Below are 19,020 nucleotides of genomic sequence, written 5' to 3' on the forward strand. Positions count from 1 at the left end.
CAGTATGATTGCTCATAAGTTAATCCTATAGGGTTTGTGTCTAGCCGAACAGTCGTTGATGCCAAATTTATTAAGTCACCATTGAAAAAGGCTAGAAACATTTAAAGTTTTGAAATAAATAATATGTGAGGTAGTTTTAATGTATGTTTTGCAAGCTATAAACCAATCTAAGCTAATATTCTGCATCTAAAAATGCATTAATAGACATCGGCTATACACGTTTTTTGGCAGATCCTGGCAATTTATGTAATTGGTTAATCATAAGCTCTGCTGCTTTTTGTTCAGCAATACGTCGGCTTTCACCAGATTCAGTAATGTCAGGGCAATTATTGATATTGACATGGCAACGTACAACGAAAATTTGATGCGGTGCATTACCACGCGTTTCCATGAGCTCGTAATTAGGCAAGTCAAACTGTTTAGATTGTAGCCACTCTTGTAACCGACTCTTGGCGTCCTTTAGCGCTTTTTGGTCATTGACATTATCAATCAAATCACCATACCAAGAGAGAACACACTTACGAGTAATATCCATATCTTGACTGTCTAAATAGATAGCACCAATCAGAGACTCTACGGCATCGGCCAGTATAGACGCACGATTGCGACCTCCACCTTTGCGCTCACCTACTCCTAATATAAGATGGTTAGACAGCTCTAAGTTTTGAGCGATAATTACCAACGACTCTTGGCGCACCAGTGTTGCACGCATACGCGTTAAGCGCCCTTCATTTTGACTAGGATAACGATGATATAAAGCTTCACCCACAATCATCCCTAACAGTGCATCACCTAAAAACTCTAGGCGCTCATAGTTCTTTTTGCTATCAAATGAGCGATGCGTTAGCGCAAGTTTAGGAAGGCTCAAGTCATTGAACTCATAGCCTAACTTACGCGTTAATACTGCTAACCGCTGAATAAATTCTGAGCTAACAACAAGCGTGTCAACAGACGTACTATTTTTTTGGGAAGTAGGAACCGCTTGGGAATGGTGCGAAGTTGGTTTCATGCGTGGTTTGTGGTTATCCCTTCTGCTTGACAGATTTAGTTTAATAATATTATTTGATATATTTTATGAAATAATGAAAGTGCTATGTCGTACTATGATGGCTTACTCTGCTGTTGCCATCTCAATATTACCCTCGAAACGGTTCACGATGTCGACATTGCTAAAAAAGTTATTAGTTACTGCGTATTCTTTATAGATAGCCAATTGACCTGTTTTTTTATCCGTAAAGGTAAATACCTCTTCTGCCTTGGTATCATAGTCAGCATTGATAGATAACTGTTTGTTGACACGTTCAACAAATTGTTTAGCTGTCTCTTTATTGTTATTGGCTTCTTTTAACTGTGCACTTAATACCTTGGTCAATTGGTAGTCACCAATTTGAGCTGGTACGATAGCTACTGTCAATTTAGTCGCAATACCCAAAAGCATAATAATGAGAACAATGTTTGTCACACTGGCGCCGCGCTGCATAGCCAAACCAGATAATTGCTGCATTATGATATCCTTCTAAAGATAAACGACTATTTTGAACAAGTGTATAAATAATAAATAGCTATTGATTATTTAGCAACGATATTAGCATAAAACCATTATCAACCAATCAATCTCTAGACAATCTCATAATCTTAATTGATAGTACCATTACGCTCAAAGGTCGGTAGGTTAAGACCAGGTGGTTTATGCATCCAAATATAAACAGCCTTACCTGCTAGGTTTTCATCAGGAACGAATCCCCAAAATCTACCATCTGCACTGCGATCTCGGTTATCACCCATCACAAAATACTGACCCTCTGGCACGTCAATGCGCCACTCGGTACCCTCTGACTCAACCACCTCTGGTGATTGTTGTTGTAAAAATGGCGCGTATTGTGAACTGTTCATGCCGTCTAAATAGCGCACGAGATGTTTGTTGTCACCTTGCATTTCTTCAAAATATTGTGCTGCATCTTCTTCTTGTTGACCCATTGCAGAAGCACTCTCTTCGGTAAGCACTTGACCTGGACCAATTTGCCCTGGTAGATATAGCTGTGAAGTCAATTCAGCATTTGCCGCGAAATCTACAGACTTAGTCTCAATAGTTACATCATTGATAGACAGCGTGCCTTGGCTATAACTTACGGTATCACCAGGCAAACCGATAACGCGTTTAATGTAATAAATGCTCGGGTTCTCAGGATAGCGAAACACTGCCACATCACCATGCTCAGGTTCACCAGTATCTAGCACCTTATTATAGGTTAACGGCAGACGCACGCCATATGCATACTTATTGACGGCAATAAAGTCACCCGTATATAGCGTCGGCACCATAGATGATGATGGGATATTAAATGGCTCAATTAAAAATGAACGTACTATTAACACCACTGCTAACACAGGGAAAAAGTCATAAGCCCAGCGCACTAGTAAGCCTTCTTGACCTCGACCACGAGTTTTGCGCTGTTTGAGCGCTAGCTTATCTAACAGCCAAACAATTCCTAGGACTATAGTTAACGGCACTAAAATTAAATTAAAATCAAAATCCATACCAAATTGCCTATTAACGAGCGGCTTATCTAATACCTTTACGATAAGACTCACTACATTTGACTGTTATCTACAATGACTATCTTAGGTTACGTTTAGCGATTAGCTATCAACTTGCAACACAGCTAAGAAGGCTTCTTGTGGAATTTCCACGTTACCTACTTGCTTCATACGTTTTTTACCAGCTTTTTGCTTAGACAGTAGCTTTTTCTTACGTGACACATCGCCACCGTAGCATTTTGCTAATACGTCTTTACGCATGGCTTTTACCGTACTACGACCAATGATTTGGCTACCGATAGCCGCTTGAATGGCGACATCAAACATTTGACGTGGAATCAACTCTTTCATCTTCGTAACCAGTGCATTACCACGATAACGTGATTGGGTTTCGTGCACGATCATCGCTAAGGCATCGACTTTATCGCCATTGATTAGTACATCAACTCTCACCAGCTTATCGGCTTGATAACGTTCAAAGTTATAGTCTAGCGATGCAAAACCACGTGAGACTGACTTTAGGCGATCAAAGAAATCCATGACCACTTCGCCCATTGGGATATCAAATATAAGCTGTACTTGTCGACCCATAAAACGCATATCAACCTGAACGCCACGACGCTCAATACATAGCGTCATTACATTGCCTAAGAATTCTTGCGGTACTAAAATCTGACAGCGGGCAATTGGCTCACGGAACTCTTCAATGTTGTTTGGCTCAGGTAGATGTGATGGATTATCTACATAGATTACATCACCATTCTTTTTCTCAATTTCGTAAATAACTGAAGGCGCCGTAGTAATCAAGTCCAGATCGTATTCACGCTCTAGACGCTCTTGGATAATCTCCATATGCAGCATACCCAAGAAGCCACAGCGGAAACCAAAGCCAAGCGCATCCGACGTATCTGGCTCAAAAAACAGCGAAGCATCGTTGATTTGCAATTTTTGCAAAGCTTCACGGAATTTTTCAAAATCACTTGAATCTACTGGGAACATACCAGAATAGACTTGTGGCGTGACTTGTTTAAAGCCTGGGATACGATCCACATCAGGGGTCTTAGCATGAGTGATAGTATCGCCTACTGGTGCTCCGGCAATATCCTTAATACCCGCAATAACAAAGCCGACTTCCCCTGCTTCTAAAACACCCGTATCTACAGGTTTAGGGGTAAAGACACCAATCGAGCCAACCAGATGTGCTTCTTGAGTCGATTTGATGTATAACTTGTCACCTTTGCGTATAGTACCTTCACGCACCCGTACCAATGAAACCACGCCCAAATAATTATCGAACCAAGAGTCAATAATTAGTGCTTGGAGTGGTGCTTCACGGTCACCAGTTGGTGCTGGAATAAACTCCACCAATGCTTCTAGCAGCTTATCAACACCAAGACCAGATTTGGCTGATACACGCGGTGCATCAACCGCATCGATACCGATAATATCTTCAATTTCTTGAATGACGCGCTCAGGCTCAACTTGCGGTAAATCAATCTTATTTAACACCGCCATGACCTCTAAGCCTTGATCAACGGCTGTATAGCAATTGGCCACTGACTGCGCTTCTACGCCTTGAGCAGCATCAACAACCAACAGCGCGCCTTCACAAGCTGCTAATGAGCGCGACACTTCATATGAAAAGTCGACGTGACCCGGGGTATCAATAAAGTTAAGCTGATAGCGCTCTCCATTTGGATGATCATAAAACAGCGTTACCGATTGCGCTTTGATAGTGATACCGCGCTCACGTTCGATATCCATTGAGTCGAGTACCTGCGCCTGCATCTCGCGATCTTGCAAGGCACCGCACATTTGAATAAAACGATCGGCAAGGGTCGACTTACCGTGATCAATGTGGGCAATGATTGAAAAGTTACGAATATTGGCTAATGCAGTCACAAAGCGCCTACTAAATTAAGGGTGATAGAATAATAAAACTAAAAAATAGATACTGTCAGATGCAATTGATAAGATGCTTGTACTTCTTTGAAGGTTAACCGTTATAACAAGCCGATTGGGCTCATACCACCGTCTAAAACCTATAGCCAAGCACATTAACTCTTATGCGCAGACATAAAAGAGTATTCTAGCAGTTTTCCACTGCAAAGTAAGGCGATTTTGTTAGAAGAGATGTGACTTACAGATGAAATGACCAGCTAAAAAAGGATAACGCAACAATCGTTACACTTGTTGAACTTCGTTTCTTTATATAGATACCATTATAGTTGCTATGACTTCTTAGAAACAAAAGCAAATAAATTACTAGGGTAAATTGGTTTTAGACATATCTACGTCTGTCGTTTCGCTGCTAGTTTGGCACAAATACTTATACATCCATGGCGATCTGCCATAAAAAGCACCATTTATTTGAGTTTGCTCTATCAGGTACTCACGAAATCTCAAATAAAATTCATTATCTGGGCCCTTAGGCTGCTGCCAAAAATCATCAAGCGGCTTTTGATCTGTTAGCTTAGGAATATCATAAATTGCACGACCCATAACCTTAGTGGGTTTCTTATGATAAACCGACTGCAAGCCTGTCGTACTGTTAATAGTCACCATACCAATACTATATTTCATCAAAGTTGGCAGGTGCATATCACAACCATAGAAAACACGATGAGACACTTGATAGCGCTCAGCTAGGCTAGCTACCAGCTCCCGATAGTCTCTATGACCACGATCTAATGGATGATGCTTAAACACGAGTAACTGTTCTTGCTTAGCAAAATTTGCAAAGCTTGCGATAGACTCGTCAATAAACTGTACCACATCACGATAATCACTATGATGGGTAATCTGTGAGTCATTATGGACTTGCAAGCTGATCAAAAAATAATTATTACTTTCTTGCTTGGTCAGTCTATTTTGCAAGTGCTTGTCTGGTAAATACCCTCGAAGCTTCCGCCACGGTGCCTTTAACCAAGCGATGGCTTCTTGCCAGGCGGTCATACCACGATAATGCGAATAATGTGGGTAACGGCTTTTATAAAGCCAAGCAATGATGTAATAGACGATGGCTGCGATACTGAGCCGATAAAATCGATTATGTGTATATAAAGGCTGATCATTGGCTTTCTTAAGTGCTTTAATCTCAGCAGTGTTTAGACGTGAATAGCCATTAATCCCATGCTCTTGCAAGGTAATGTAATCAGGACGCAAGTACCCTTCTTCAAAGACAAAAAATGAAATGCCCAGCTTCTCACTGATACACGCCGCTTGAGTATGATGCGGTCGACAATCGCCAAAACATACAATTGCATCAATATTGTGCTCTTGAATAAACACCTGCAACCAAGAAGAAAATTGCGCTAATGTATTGGTATATTCGTAGGTATTGTCATGATGATAAAAAAAGGCATCGCCTGCATTGAAATTGATTTTGCTTACTTTAATATCTTGAGTTTGCAAGAATGACGAAAATCGATTAAAAAACCCACCCATTTTCCCTTGTAGTAGCAAGACGTGTCGATGAGTGAGCAAGTGAGACATCGAAGCTGCCATAATACAGGGCTACCATTAAATGAGAAAATAAGAGATAAAAATGAGAAAGGTCGTGCAACCATGTGAAAACATATAGCGTAAAAGTGATTATACCGAAAAAGCACCTATTTGTCGCAATGCAATTATATGGTGCTACTCTAATAAATCAACGAGACATTTTACGCAATTTCTGTTGCCACTGGTGACGCTGTTGCATAAAACGCATAGTCGCGTGACGTTTCAATTTTGTAGATAAAGACGAGGCCACAGTCTTAGATGAACTATTTAAAGTACTAGCCATTTCAGATTGCGATTCTTCACTGCTCTCAAGCAGATGTAAATCTTTAGGAGGATACAAATAATCAATCACCTGCTCGACTTGTGCCAGCCCATAGCCATCAGGTAGACGATACAACGGGTAACATATAAGCGCGCCATATATTAGCTGCTCAAGAGTCAAAGGTATATCTCGTTGACGTCTTTTTAGGTAGGTAGCTTTCGGTAATGACTGCTCGTCAATATCTGTGGTTAACCCCCAACCTGCATAAAACGGTAATCCATAGCAGGTGACGTCCAATCCACGCAGCAACGCTTCAAAACCAGTCAATGAGCTGATCGTATGAACCTCATCCACCCATTCTAAACAATCAGGCATTGCAGTATCGTAGGCAACCGCTTGAACTTGTCGTAGATGGGCTTCTGATACTTTACCCGCTCGCAGTCCTGCTTCTACATCAGGATGCGGCTTATAGATCAAATAAGCGTCTGGGTTATCTTGTCGTACACATTCGATCAAACCACTGTTTGTCTTTATTGTGGAGCCACAATACTGTACTGACAAATCGTCCTCTACCTGACCGATAATCAGAACGCGTCGTCGCCCAGATATTTTAGCATCCTGCATCCACGAATTATTTTGGATGCTAGAAACATCTATACCAGCCCCAACATTGTATTTACTTACCCGCTGATTCAGCAGTTTATCTTGCAGTTTTTTTACGCGAAGACGCTGTTCAGAACTTAATGGCTGACAATTTTGCAGCAATGTTTCTAAGTCTGAAGGCTGGGTCGCATCGTAATAGATACCTTGTTTATCTATGACAACAGACAGTGGTGCCATTAAAGTAGCACCTAAACCATTTGATCGGATAAAACCATCTTCCATACAATAAATAGCTGGCATATCCGAGCTTTGTTCAGCAAGTTTACTCTGTAGCTTCTTCTGTACTTGCTGACGTTTGGCCAAACCCCATACCAATAAAGGCTGGCTGAAATTGACACGGAAATGGTCTGGATGTAGAAGATTTTTTAGACGCGGTTTTGGTTTAACGAATAATGTCGTACGCGGTAGGTCTGTAAAGGCTTTGACAAATGGCAGCTTCCAACGACTAAATTCATATATTGTCAAATCGCCTTCAAGACGTGCTTGCCACCGCCGATTGGTCACCAACCACTCAATGGCTGTATCGATATCACAAGCTTGTTTCGTTGCTGGATCTACATAACGACTGTAATCAATATAAGCACTATAAAATAATGTTTCTAACGTCGTTTTAAGCGTTTTATGTGACGTCGCAGGAAACATTGCTAAGTTCGAAAAACTTTTATTGTTAAGGAGTATCTCAGCTGATGCTAAACGACGTTTTTGAACTGATTTAAGTAAGTTTTTAGGTGCGTTAGCATCATCGGTCAGCCCCCACCCACTGTACCAGCTGACCCCGAAGCAATGTACTTTTTTACCTAGCATTAATGCTTCAAAGCCCATATGTGAGCTGACGGTATAGACCTCACTTACTTGTTTAAGCAGTTCAATAGGATTGAGAGACTCTGTCAATAACCTAACGTTTTTAGGCAGTTTTAAGTTGGATAAATAGCCTGATTTTGACGCAGGATGAGCCTTTATCCAAATATGGGCGTTAGGATGGTTGCGACATGCAGATTTTAGCATCTTCTTAAATTGACGTTTATTCGCACCAGCACCTTTGACAGAGGCATCACCTGCTACTTGGTCAATCAATAGGACATGGAATTGTGAAGCGCTTTCTTTTTCGTTAATACTTTCTTTATTAATCAATTTATCCAATGACGGACAATCGATTATAGAATTATATTTACTCAGTTTTTCTTCACATATGCGTGCCATCAGATGACGAGCACGTGCCTCGCCTACTGCGCGATCATTGCTAGTACTCTTGGTACGCTCAACAATCAACTGCTCAAGGCGTGAGTGGTGCATCATATCAAAGTAGATGCCAATGTCATCGACAACCACGCTTAAGCCATGGCGACTACTAATACCTGAAACCAATGAACGCAAAAATCCATCTTCAATACTTAATGTATTCAGGTCCTGACGAGTGGCAGCTTTATCAGCTCGTTGAAAGCTTTTCTTGTGCCCCCATCCAATAAATGCCTCAGGTTGTGGTTTTTTCTTGCGATTTACCAAGCTTTGTTGCAAGCCTGACCATGGATACCAGCGTTGGATATCAGCTTGCAATACTTGCGAGAGTAGCAAGTTATTGCGGCACATACCTTTACCAACTACTGCCAGTTGTTTTGTCGGTGATTGGTACTGTGACGATGGCGAAAGTAGCGCATGATCAGAGGTGGACATAGTAGATACCTTGATTTCATTCGCTGCTTCTTTTGCCATATCTTTGATACCTTTACTCATTGGTTTTGGTTAAATTCGTTCAACAGTCATCGTTAAGTCATGACTGGCTAACCGTTATAGATCTAAAACTACCTTGGCAGCAATTGCTAACTGATAAACAATCTGTGATAGACCGCGCGCAATCTCCACACGCTTAGTTTTGACTTTCGGTAATACCATAATCTCGTCACCCTGCTGGATACGATACGCAGTATTGACCACTTGGCTCGCTCCATTTTGATGAATAATTAAGATATCCTTTGTATCAGCGTTATCAGAGAAACCACCAGAATTAGCCACATAATCCCCAACGGTATAGTCAGGATTAAAGGTAAGTGCCCCTTGTGCTCGTACTTGACCATTGACTGTAATGACTGATGTTTGTGCTGGTATCTCAATGATATCGCCTTGTTGCAGAATAATATCTTGCCATGAATTTGGCACAACAACGATTTGACCATCTGTCTGAACATTACGAGCTTTGGCAACGAACTGCTTAACCAATGCTGCATCATCTTGACGCAATGCGGCTTCTTCACGAGTCGTTGATTGAGTAGCAAGCGTTAGCTCTTCTAGACGATCGAGCGACTCGTTAATCATGCGTTTTTGTTGCTCAGCAACAGATTCACGATAGATGGTTAGATGTGTCAATTTGGCCAGTGGGCTTGGCTGTAATTGTGGCACGATATCTTTTAGACGCGCGCCATATGGCACAACCATTGCGCCATTACCAGTATGTGCACCTTTTACCTGCACCGCGATGGTACCTGCGTAACGATCTGACGTTACTACCATTTGATCGCCATTATAGACAGGGACATTTTGGGCTTCACTTAATGAGTAGTACTCTGCCGTCTGTGCACGTCCTGCACTACGAGTAATGCTGACATTAGTAGCATTGGCTGCCGGATTAGACACTTGCAACACATCACCAATAGTCAGATCATTCACATCAAATTCAAAGGTATATTCGTTTTGTACTTGACCGCTTACCACAAATGTCTTTTTCTGCGGTGCCACGGTGATGACATCACCATCACGGAATGAAAATGCTTGTAATTTACCTGCTAGCAAAAAGTCATATAAATTGACTTGTTGTAGCATTTGACCGTTACGTTTGATTTGAATGTCGATATAACTACCACGTGTTGGGTCAACGCCGCCTGCTCTATCTAAATAAGACAATACCGAGTCTGCTGCTAGACCACCGTAATAACCTGGCTGTTTAACAAAACCTGTGACGAACACTTTAACAGGCTGTGCCTGCTCTAATGAAGCATAGACCCCTACATTCGAGCGGTAAATACGACTGACAGCATTTTTGACCACATTCTGTAAGCTACCATTTTGCACACCAGAAACACGGACTGGTCCAACGTTCGGTAAGAAAATATTACCTTGTGGATCGACGGTCATGGTAGCCGCATATTGGTAAGCGCCCCACATTCTTACTTGGACGTTATCACCAGGGTTAATCACATAGCTGTCATTGAAGGTAGAGCCTGAAGTCGTCGAAAATGCTCCACGGAACAATTGCTCACCGAACATCATATCTTGAGTTTTAATATCTTGATAAGGACGCGTGGTATTAATAACTGATTGGCTTGGTAAGCTCGCTGCATTGACCGCTTCTTGGGTCGTTGCTTGCCCTGGTACTGCCCCAGCAAATGCTTGGGTAGACACGTTAATATTGCTCTGGTTCTGAGATTGGCTCATGTTATTGTTGCTTGTGCCAAAGCCTGAACCTGATATTTGATCTGCATAACTGCTTGCAGCTGTTGCAGACATACTAGTCGCCGCCATTGCCAAGCTTGTCGCTATCACGATAGAACGTGGTTTCATATTCATGAGTTATATTCCTTTCCTGATCTATCGATCATTACTGATATCTGGTTTTTCAAGATTAGCTGCGGTGATCACGGACAACTGCCATTACCAAACGTACAAATCCGTACAGCATTAAGAGCAATGCAAGCGATGTCCAAATAAGATACGCTTGACGCGGATATGTTGCATCTTCAGCTTCATAGGGCGTCGAGATCACAATCAAGTTTTTCATTTTCTTGAACGCTTCTAGTCTTGATTTCTCAAGCGATGACAACGACAATTTATACAACTCGGTAGCAAAATCCACATCTGCCTTGATGGTCTCAAACTGTACCGCTTGACGGTTCAACTTGGTTGTATTTGGTGATGTCAACTTGGTTTGTTCTTGAGTGATTTGCTCTTCAACAGCCTTTATCTGGCTTCTTAGTGAAACCACTTGCGGCGCATCTGGATTTAGATAACTGAGTAACTGGCGCTCTTCGGTACGCAACGAGCTTAATTGCGCTTGCAAGCTGCCAATTAACTGATTGACGATTTGCGCATTGGCTTGTGGGTCATAGATTTCGTTTTCATTCTGATAGTTTAATAGCTGCTCTTTGGCATCGTTTAAACGCTCTTCTGATTCGTCTAACTGAGTTTCTGCAAACGCCAATTGATCACGAGCCACTTCCTGTGAAATGCGGTTCACAAAACGCTCAGATTCTCCTAAGATAGCTTTGTTCAGCTCAAAAGCATACTTTGAGTCAAAGCCTTCTGTTGATACCGAAAGCACATAGCTTTGCTCATCGAGATCAATGTGAACCCGTTTTTTGAAGTATTCAAGCAAATCTTCTTGAGTCGCATCAGGATCGATTTCATAAATAGGATCAGAGCCATCAACATAGTAAGCGTCTCGGAACTTAAACTTACTATCGAGTCGCTTCACCATATCATTCGACAAAATATACTCTGTCAAATAAGTCGCGTCTTCTTTACTAGTACTATTAACGCCCAATAGAGCTGATAGTCCGCCACCAGATGGTACGCTCGAATCACTGACTTGTTTGACTACCACGTCAGCAGTCGAAACGAAACGCGGATGCGCCAATGTCATTACATAGTATATAACGAGCAACCAAGGAAGGATGACCAAGCCAATAAACAGCGAGAAGTTAATTATCTTACTTTTTTGCTTTGTGGATATGCTTTTCATAAACCTCAATCGCTTCTGTTGTATCGTCAAACACGTGTGCTGTTTGATCCATTAGTACAATACCAATATCGCAGTTTCGTTTGATGTCACCAATATTGTGCGACACTATTAAAAATCCTGCTTGTGCGCGGCGGGCCGCTAAAATCTCTTCACTACGCTTACGGAATGCTGCATCACCAACGGCACCTGCTTCATCGAGCATATAGTAATCAAAATCAAAGGCCAAGCTAAGTCCAAATGTTAAGCGAGCTTTCATTCCTGATGAGTAGCTTTTTACTGGCATATCAAAATAACTGCCAATATCAGCAAATTCTTCGACAAAACGAATTTTTTCATCAATGTAAGGACCACTGGAGTATAATCGGCACACAAACCGGACATTCTGACGACCTGTTAGGCTACCTTGGAAACCACCTGCCACCCCAACTGGCCAAGAAATAGTCGAGTCGGTGATAATTTCCCCGCTATCCGGCTCATCAAGACCACAGATAATACGTAGTAATGTTGATTTCCCCGCACCATTACGTCCTAGCAGGCCTATACTCTGTTTATCACCAATAGTCAGGTTTAGATCTTTGAACAAGTAATGACGGCCTTTCTTTGTCATAAATGACTTAGAAATATTCTTTATCTCAATCATTTACTCACCTTTCTTAATATTAGTGCTCATAATTATTAATATTACCTTAACGAGAACGAATCATGTCACGTTCAGCATACTTATAGAGTAAAAGTCCCAAAAAGTTTACAACGAACATCCATTCTAAAAAGTACCAAATATCAATATGATATGCTGGGTAATTAGGTGCGAAGGCGTGTCTAATTAACTCGATGTTATGAATAAAAGGGTTATAAAGTAAATAACTAAAATATGGTTCAGGAATAATATGAATCGGGTAAATGATACCGGATGTAAAATACAGTATGGTAAATAATATAGTAATTACTTTACTGATTTCGCCACCATAATAGCCAACAACCATCATAATCAGAGCAACGCCAAAGCTAAATATAAATAGCGTTATCCAGCAAAATAATACAATGTGCAGGTTTTCCAAGTTGGCATAGATATCAAAAAAAGCCAATCCTAGAAGTAGTAGTATCGATGTAAAGAAATAAATCACCAGTTCTAGAAATGAGCGTGCGATAATCACATCAATGTGCTTAATCGACCGGTACATCAATAAGCCTTTGTTAGCGTCGACGGCTCCTAGAGCTCTCGTTGCTATCTTCTGAAACATCCGAAAAGGCACCATTCCAGCAACTAGGAATAAGGAAAAATCCATACCTGGAACTAGACGCTCTCTAATAGCCCCGAATATAACTAAGAAAATCAGAACCTGAAAGAGGACTTCAAGTGGCGCCCAAAGGTAACCCAAACGATATCCGCCAAAGCGAGTCTGTAACTCACGCATGAGTAATGCATGAAAGGCTGCACCCATGACTTTAAGGCCACTGCGATGCTTGATAGGACGATAAGGAGGTAGTTGGACAGACATGGCGTACAGGACTTTACCGAAAACAGCCCCTATGATAAGTAAGCGCGACATAAGTTACAAGAATTAATCTGTATACATACAGATAAACCTATGATTTAGTAAGAAATCTGTAAGTAAATCACACCTAAAATACTATCTATCAATCGCTTCTAGTTTATAAAACCATTTATTCTGGGCAAAAAAAAACCAATCTCGATAGATTGGTTTTTTTAGTACTGCTATATATGGTGGCGATGAAGAGACTTGAACTCTTGACCTCACGATTATGAGTCATGCGCTCTAACCAGCTGAGCTACATCGCCGTTTTAGGCTGCACATTATGCCCAAGCTGTTGACTGCCGTCAACCCCTAATAAGCATTTTTTGCAAAAAAACGAATTTAATTCAGATTAATTGCAACTATTACTACATCAAACAATAAAAAAGGTTTGGTAAACCGATAAGCCGGGTTCTGTCGTGGACGATCATTCCTCTAGGCGTATCATCGCTAATACGCTCAAGCAACCTACCCGCATCGAACGCGGGCCGCGCCATGCCGATGCCTATTTGGTCTTGCTACGCGTGGAGTTTACCATGCCGTGAACTGTTGCCAGCCACGCGGTGCGCTCTTACCGCACCCTTTCACCCTTACCGATAATACCCTAAGATACTAAAGGCGGTCTACTCTCTGCTGCACTGGTCGTCAAGTTACCCTGCCCAGCCGTTAGCTGGCACGCTGCCCTATGTAGCCCGGACTTTCCTCCCCTGCTCATCTGTTGCCAGTGTGCAGCGGCGATCGCCTAGTCTACCAAGCGCGCTAGTATAGCAAACTTATGACTGCCTGCGAATGTCTTTTGGATTTATTTTCGTGGACAACATAAATAGGCTAAACAAAATTTGCTGGTAGTGTGTCAATATTACCGACTAGATTATCTTTTAGATACGGTATTTGTAGCCAATGCGCTTCGGGATAATGATTGTCCAAATATTTTCGTAGAAACTCAATAGTACTATTTGCGATTTCAGTATCCGTTTGCTCAGCATCATCATGAATATGATTATAAATTACGCTATGTACTATTAATCCTCGCGATTTTATAGCTTCTAAACTCAGCAAAGTGTGATTGATGCTACCCAATCGACCAGAGGTGACCAAGACAATAGGATAGCCTTGCTCGGCAATATAGTCTAACGTGAGTAGATTCTCTGTAATGGGCACAAGCAAACCACCTGCACCTTCTAGTAGTACCAGCTCATACTCAGATTGCAGGCGCTTAGTAGCATTGGTAATCATATCAGGATCAAGTGTTTCCCCTGATAATTTAGTAGCCAAATGAGGAGACGCAGGCTTTTTATAACGATGAGTACAAGTCGTAAAATCGAGATCACATGGCTGCAGAGGTATGTCCATTAATTGACGATGCGTAATAATGTCATCAGCGATATTCATCTCACCATCGTCTGGATTGATCGATACACCTGTCTGTACTAGCTTTTGAGTGATGACATTTAAGCCTTGCTGCATAAGGGCTTTAGCAAGCAGCCCAGTAGCATAAGTTTTACCAATATCGGTATCGATACCAGAAACAAATAGAACACTCATGGTTGACCTCGGTCTTCTAAATACGTACGCACTACTTTTAGCAACGCTTGGCATAAGGTGGCCAGCTCATCATCAGTAATCACGTAAGGTGGCATAATATACACCAGCTTACCAAATGGTCTGACCCAGATACCGTTATCAATCAATAAAGACTGAAAAATGGGCATATCGACCGCTTCATGCAACTCAATGACGGCGACCGCGCCCAAGCAGCGCACTTCAACAACACCTTCTAATAACGCGGCTGGTGCTAGCTGCTGCTCCATAATGCGTTGCATATTTGCGGTACGCGCTTCGATATCATAAGACATAATCAAATCAATCGATGCACACGCAACTGCACAAGCCAGTGGATTGCCCATGAAGGTTGGGCCATGCATAAGGGCTGGATAGTCACTATTATGAATGGTATCGGCAATTTTGCGGGTACATAACGTTGCGGCAAAAGTCATATAGCCACCCGTTAGCGCCTTGCCAATAGTCATGATATCAGGGCTAATAGCTGCATGTTCACACGCAAATAATTTACCACTACGCCCAAACCCAGTAGCGATTTCATCTGCAATCAATAGTACATCATGCTCATCGCACAGTTGACGCAGCAATTGCAGATATTCAGGACTATAAAAACGCATTCCGCCTGCGCCCTGAATAATTGGCTCAATGATAAAACCTGCCAGCTGCTCACCATACTCTACAAAAAACTGAGTTAATGATTCACGCTCATCTACTGTCAATGCGCGATTAAAGCCAATGGGCGGTGCAGGAACAAAATGCTGCATCGGTAACTGCTTGCCATATAGGCTATGCATTCCATTAACAGGATCACAGACACTCATGGCATGCCACGTGTCTCCGTAATACCCTGAATGAGTTGATGCAAACTGCTGCTTGTTCGGACGATTGGCAGCTACTTGATATTGCAACGCCATTTTCAGTGCTACTTCTACCGCAATACTGCCACTGTCAGCATAAAAAATCGCATCAAGTCCAGCAGGTACAATGTCGAGCAGTTTTTTGCCCAAATCTATCGCTGGCTGATGAGTCAATCCACCAAACATGACATGCGCCATTTTACCCAACTGCTTAGTCAGTGCTTCATTCAGTTTTGGATGGTTATAACCATGAACGCTCGCCCACCAGGATGACATACCATCGATCAGGCGCGTGCTATCTTCGGTGATGATATAAATACCTTCAGCTCGATCGATTACGATATTAGAATAAGTGGGTGGCAGGCTGGCATATGGGTGCCAAAGGTGTTGCTGATCAAAGTCGTTTGTGACTTGGATGGATTGCGTGGTTCTTGTTTGCGTGGTTATTGTTTCCATGGTCATCATGTTGTCCCTAAAACGTTGTAAATCCAAACGTCATCAATCGCTTATAAGTACTCTATTGACCCGTAATACGTTTGTATTTAGATAGCAGGTCGCTTTCAGTCTCGACATGATTAGGATCGTGAGGAATACAGTCAACTGGGCAAATCACAACGCATTGTGGCTCGTCAAAATGTCCGACACATTCTGTACATAGATCAGGGTCGATGACATAAATATCATCCCCTTCTGAGATGGCTTCATTGGGGCAAGCAGGCTCGCACACATCACAGTTGATGCACTCATCAGTGATTAATAGTGCCATGAACTGTTCCTTATATTTTTGCTTATATCAGTCATATATGGCTGCTTCTTGCTATTTTAGCAAGTGCTAGCAGCATATCTTTGATGCAGCATTTTTTATTTAATATTTAGCTTTTTGTCGAATGCTTGCAAAACACAAGGTGGAACGAATTTATTGACGTCACCACCAAGCTTAGCAATTTCGCGAATCATGGTAGATGAGATAAATGAGTAGTTTTGAGATGGGGTCAAAAACACTGCCTCAAAGTTCTCATCAAGCTCACGATTCATATTGGCTAGCTGAAACTCGTACTCAAAATCTGACATTGCACGCAAGCCACGCAAAACTGCCGTGGCGTTTTTCTCACGCATAAAATCAACAAGCAGCCCTTCAAAACCAATGACAGATACTTGCGGTAAATCAGCAAATACGGTTTCGACCAAAGCAACGCGCTCTTCAAAATTAAACAAGGGTTTTTTATGATGGCCTGAGGCAACCGCGATAACGACCTCATCAAATAGCTTGACGGCGCGTGTGACCAAATCTACATGACCATTGGTAATAGGATCAAAGGTACCAGGGTATAGGATTTTGGTATGTAGCTTTGAGGAATTGGGAGAAATAGAGTGGCTCATAGCATGACTGATATAATCGGTGATATTAGGCCATATGCTAGCAAATTTTGCTCAAACTTAATACTTATCTGCTACATTTGTCCTAACAGCTGATTTACCTTTTCACCAGAGGCTTTGATACAATAGGCAGTTCGACTCATCCATCTCATAATCGAAATAAAAAACAAGACCAGTTATTGGATTAGGATGAGGAATTAGTGGGACTGATTAAATAAGGAGCCTGCGTTTTAGGTCATCCTTACGGAGAAATTATGTCAAAAAAATCAAAAAAGCCAGATAATCAGATTTGCGCCAATAAAAAGGCACGTCATGAGTACTTTATCGAAGAAACCTTTGAGGCAGGACTGGCATTACAAGGTTGGGAAGTCAAAGCCATTCGCGCAGGAAAAATGACGATTACCGAAGCTTATGTCATATTCCGCAATAACGAAGCCTTCTTGTTTGGGGCGCACATTCAGCCATTACTATCGAGCTCAACGCACGTTAGTCCAGACAGTATTCGTACCCGTAAACTGCTGCTAAACCGTCGTGAAATCGAAAAACTATCTGGGGCAATCAACCAGAAAGGTTATGCTTGCGTACCGCTGTCTTGTTACTGGAAAAACTCACTGGTGAAATGCCAAATTGGCCTAGCCTTGGGTAAAAAGCAGCATGACAAACGTAAAACGCTAAAAGATCGTGACTGGGAACGTGATAAGCAGCGCGGTTTCAAACAGCATTTAGATTAAGCGTTATTTAATCTATGTCAAAAAGGACGGCTCAATATTTACTGAGCCGTCCTTTTTTGTTGTCTATCACATTTTATAAATAACCATTTTAAACGCTAGTTGGTAAAAGTAGGCCTTGTAAAATAGTAGTTTTATAAAATAGTCACCTTTATAACATTGAGCCAGAAACTTTTTATGCCACTTGCTCTTCTAAAGACGCTGCTTTCTTTCTACTAGCCTGACGCAATTGCCTAACACCATGAGCAATCAAACACGCAATACCTAGCCAAATCAGACCATAGCTATAAATCATCGCTGACTCGAACGGATTGCCTAGTACGGTCACTGCCAAGATAAATAGTAACGCTGGCTCCAAATAGCTCATCATGCCATAGACATTGACTGGTAGCATTTGACTGGCATCAATATTGGTCTTCATCGCCAAGACACTGAGCACACCTAAACCTACTAGCATCATGATAAAGAAACCCGAGCCGCTAACCAATGCCAAACTGCTTGGGGCAAAGAAGAACAAGTAAGCCAGCGCAAAGGGCGCAAATATCGTTAAATCAATCAATAATCCAGTCACTGCGCCAATTCCCTGCAGTCGGCGTAAAATGTAGTAAACAGGATACGTACCGCATACCCATAGCGTCGCCCAAGAGACACTTTGGGTACGAATAACTTCGCTACCTACGCCCAGTGCAGCAAAGGCCACTGCCAACCATTGCAAACGGCTTAGTTTTTCGCCAAAGAGGACACAACCAAACACCACCATCATTAATGGGAATAAGAAGTATCCCATCGCGGTTTGCACACCTTGGCCATTCACTGGCGCCCACATAAATAACCAAAACTGGCTGAGAAATATCGGCGTAGGTAATAGCAACCAAGCCCACTGCTTAGCGCTTTTTAACACTTTCAATTTATCGATGTGCAATCCCAGACGTCCACTTACCATTAGGTATCCGACCAACGCTGCCCACATCGCGAGCATGCGCCAGATAAAAACTTGCGTCCCTGATAATGGCGCTAAAAAACTGCTATAGGCATAGAGTACGCCAAATAGCACATTGGACAATATGGCAAAAGACACCCCTAATATCAGAGTGCGTTGTTGTGCGCTACCTGTTGTCCAAATCGCAGGTAGTGGCAAACGTGCAGCAGTCGTTGCTAGCGTATTAGCGAATACATTGGAGAGCATTGAGATAGACATGATAAGCACCGTAGCTATTAATAGATGATAAAAAACCAATAGGTAGTTCTTTGTTTAAAGCAGCTC

General features: G+C 42.0%; 16 protein-coding genes, 1 tRNA gene and 1 other RNA gene. 1 reads left to right on the forward strand and 17 read right to left on the reverse strand.

What is annotated here, in order from left to right; translation table 11 throughout:
- Positions 1 to 211: 211 nt before the first annotated feature.
- The 16 genes from rnc to coaD all read right to left on the reverse strand — a co-directional run bounded on the left by rnc (position 212) and on the right by coaD (position 17,031).
- Positions 212 to 1,009 (reverse strand): ribonuclease III, encoded by a 798-nt coding sequence (rnc, locus tag ACTXGF_RS25125; RefSeq protein WP_057758394.1) that lies wholly within the window; start codon positions 1,007 to 1,009, stop codon positions 212 to 214.
- A 102-nt stretch (positions 1,010 to 1,111) separates the two neighbouring features.
- Entirely contained in the window at positions 1,112 to 1,504 is a 393-nt protein-coding gene (locus ACTXGF_RS25130; protein WP_443533543.1) for a DUF4845 domain-containing protein, read from the reverse strand.
- A 131-nt stretch (positions 1,505 to 1,635) separates the two neighbouring features.
- On the reverse strand, positions 1,636 to 2,538 hold the full coding sequence (gene lepB / locus ACTXGF_RS25135) for a signal peptidase I (protein ID WP_443533542.1): 903 nt from the start codon (positions 2,536 to 2,538) through the stop codon (positions 1,636 to 1,638).
- 102 nt (positions 2,539 to 2,640) lie between these two features.
- A complete protein-coding gene (gene lepA / locus ACTXGF_RS25140) occupies positions 2,641 to 4,440 on the reverse strand; it encodes a translation elongation factor 4 (RefSeq protein WP_101204270.1) in 1,800 nt (599 codons plus the stop codon).
- 363 nt (positions 4,441 to 4,803) lie between these two features.
- Complete coding sequence (locus tag ACTXGF_RS25145) at positions 4,804 to 6,045, reverse strand: capsule polysaccharide biogenesis protein (protein WP_443533540.1); 1,242 nt, start codon at positions 6,043 to 6,045, stop codon at positions 4,804 to 4,806.
- A 145-nt stretch (positions 6,046 to 6,190) separates the two neighbouring features.
- Positions 6,191 to 8,677, reverse strand: coding sequence for a capsule polysaccharide biogenesis protein (locus ACTXGF_RS25150; protein ID WP_443533538.1), 2,487 nt, complete (start codon positions 8,675 to 8,677; stop codon positions 6,191 to 6,193).
- A 75-nt stretch (positions 8,678 to 8,752) separates the two neighbouring features.
- Positions 8,753 to 10,525 (reverse strand): polysaccharide biosynthesis/export family protein, encoded by a 1,773-nt coding sequence (locus ACTXGF_RS25155; protein ID WP_414559152.1) that lies wholly within the window; start codon positions 10,523 to 10,525, stop codon positions 8,753 to 8,755.
- 55 nt (positions 10,526 to 10,580) lie between these two features.
- Positions 10,581 to 11,696: a KpsE/RkpR family capsule polysaccharide export protein gene (locus ACTXGF_RS25160; RefSeq protein WP_102094583.1), complete on the reverse strand. Its 1,116-nt coding sequence runs from the start codon at positions 11,694 to 11,696 to the stop codon at positions 10,581 to 10,583.
- On the reverse strand, positions 11,665 to 12,336 hold the full coding sequence (locus ACTXGF_RS25165) for an ABC transporter ATP-binding protein (protein WP_443533536.1): 672 nt from the start codon (positions 12,334 to 12,336) through the stop codon (positions 11,665 to 11,667). Before ACTXGF_RS25165 ends, ACTXGF_RS25160 begins: the two co-directional genes overlap by 32 nt.
- Before the next feature lie 46 nt (positions 12,337 to 12,382).
- Complete coding sequence (locus ACTXGF_RS25170) at positions 12,383 to 13,195, reverse strand: ABC transporter permease (protein ID WP_443533534.1); 813 nt, start codon at positions 13,193 to 13,195, stop codon at positions 12,383 to 12,385.
- Positions 13,196 to 13,420: 225 nt separating this feature from the next.
- Positions 13,421 to 13,497, reverse strand: a tRNA-Met gene (locus ACTXGF_RS25175).
- Between the two features lie 121 nt (positions 13,498 to 13,618).
- An RNA gene (rnpB, locus tag ACTXGF_RS25180) (RNase P RNA component class A) lies at positions 13,619 to 13,985 on the reverse strand.
- 74 nt (positions 13,986 to 14,059) lie between these two features.
- Positions 14,060 to 14,776, reverse strand: a complete 717-nt coding sequence (gene bioD / locus ACTXGF_RS25185) for a dethiobiotin synthase (protein WP_443533532.1) — start codon at positions 14,774 to 14,776, stop codon at positions 14,060 to 14,062.
- Positions 14,773 to 16,107, reverse strand: a complete 1,335-nt coding sequence (gene bioA / locus ACTXGF_RS25190; protein ID WP_443533530.1) for an adenosylmethionine--8-amino-7-oxononanoate transaminase — start codon at positions 16,105 to 16,107, stop codon at positions 14,773 to 14,775. Before bioA ends, bioD begins: the two co-directional genes overlap by 4 nt.
- 61 nt (positions 16,108 to 16,168) lie before the next feature.
- Positions 16,169 to 16,417, reverse strand: a complete 249-nt coding sequence (locus tag ACTXGF_RS25195; RefSeq protein WP_021814308.1) for a YfhL family 4Fe-4S dicluster ferredoxin — start codon at positions 16,415 to 16,417, stop codon at positions 16,169 to 16,171.
- A gap of 95 nt (positions 16,418 to 16,512) precedes the next feature.
- A complete protein-coding gene (coaD, locus tag ACTXGF_RS25200) occupies positions 16,513 to 17,031 on the reverse strand; it encodes a pantetheine-phosphate adenylyltransferase (RefSeq protein WP_102078894.1) in 519 nt (172 codons plus the stop codon).
- 251 nt (positions 17,032 to 17,282) lie between these two features.
- On the opposite strand from coaD, the gene smpB reads away from it, so the two are divergent.
- Entirely contained in the window at positions 17,283 to 17,759 is a 477-nt protein-coding gene (gene smpB, locus ACTXGF_RS25205; protein ID WP_057758370.1) for an SsrA-binding protein SmpB, read from the forward strand.
- A gap of 172 nt (positions 17,760 to 17,931) precedes the next feature.
- On the opposite strand, the gene rarD is transcribed toward smpB, so the two are convergent.
- Entirely contained in the window at positions 17,932 to 18,954 is a 1,023-nt protein-coding gene (gene rarD / locus ACTXGF_RS25210; protein ID WP_443533527.1) for an EamA family transporter RarD, read from the reverse strand.
- Between the last annotated feature and the right edge of the window lie 66 nt (positions 18,955 to 19,020).

This window comes from Psychrobacter sp. 1Y6, assembly GCF_052258385.2.
Classification (GTDB): domain Bacteria; phylum Pseudomonadota; class Gammaproteobacteria; order Pseudomonadales; family Moraxellaceae; genus Psychrobacter.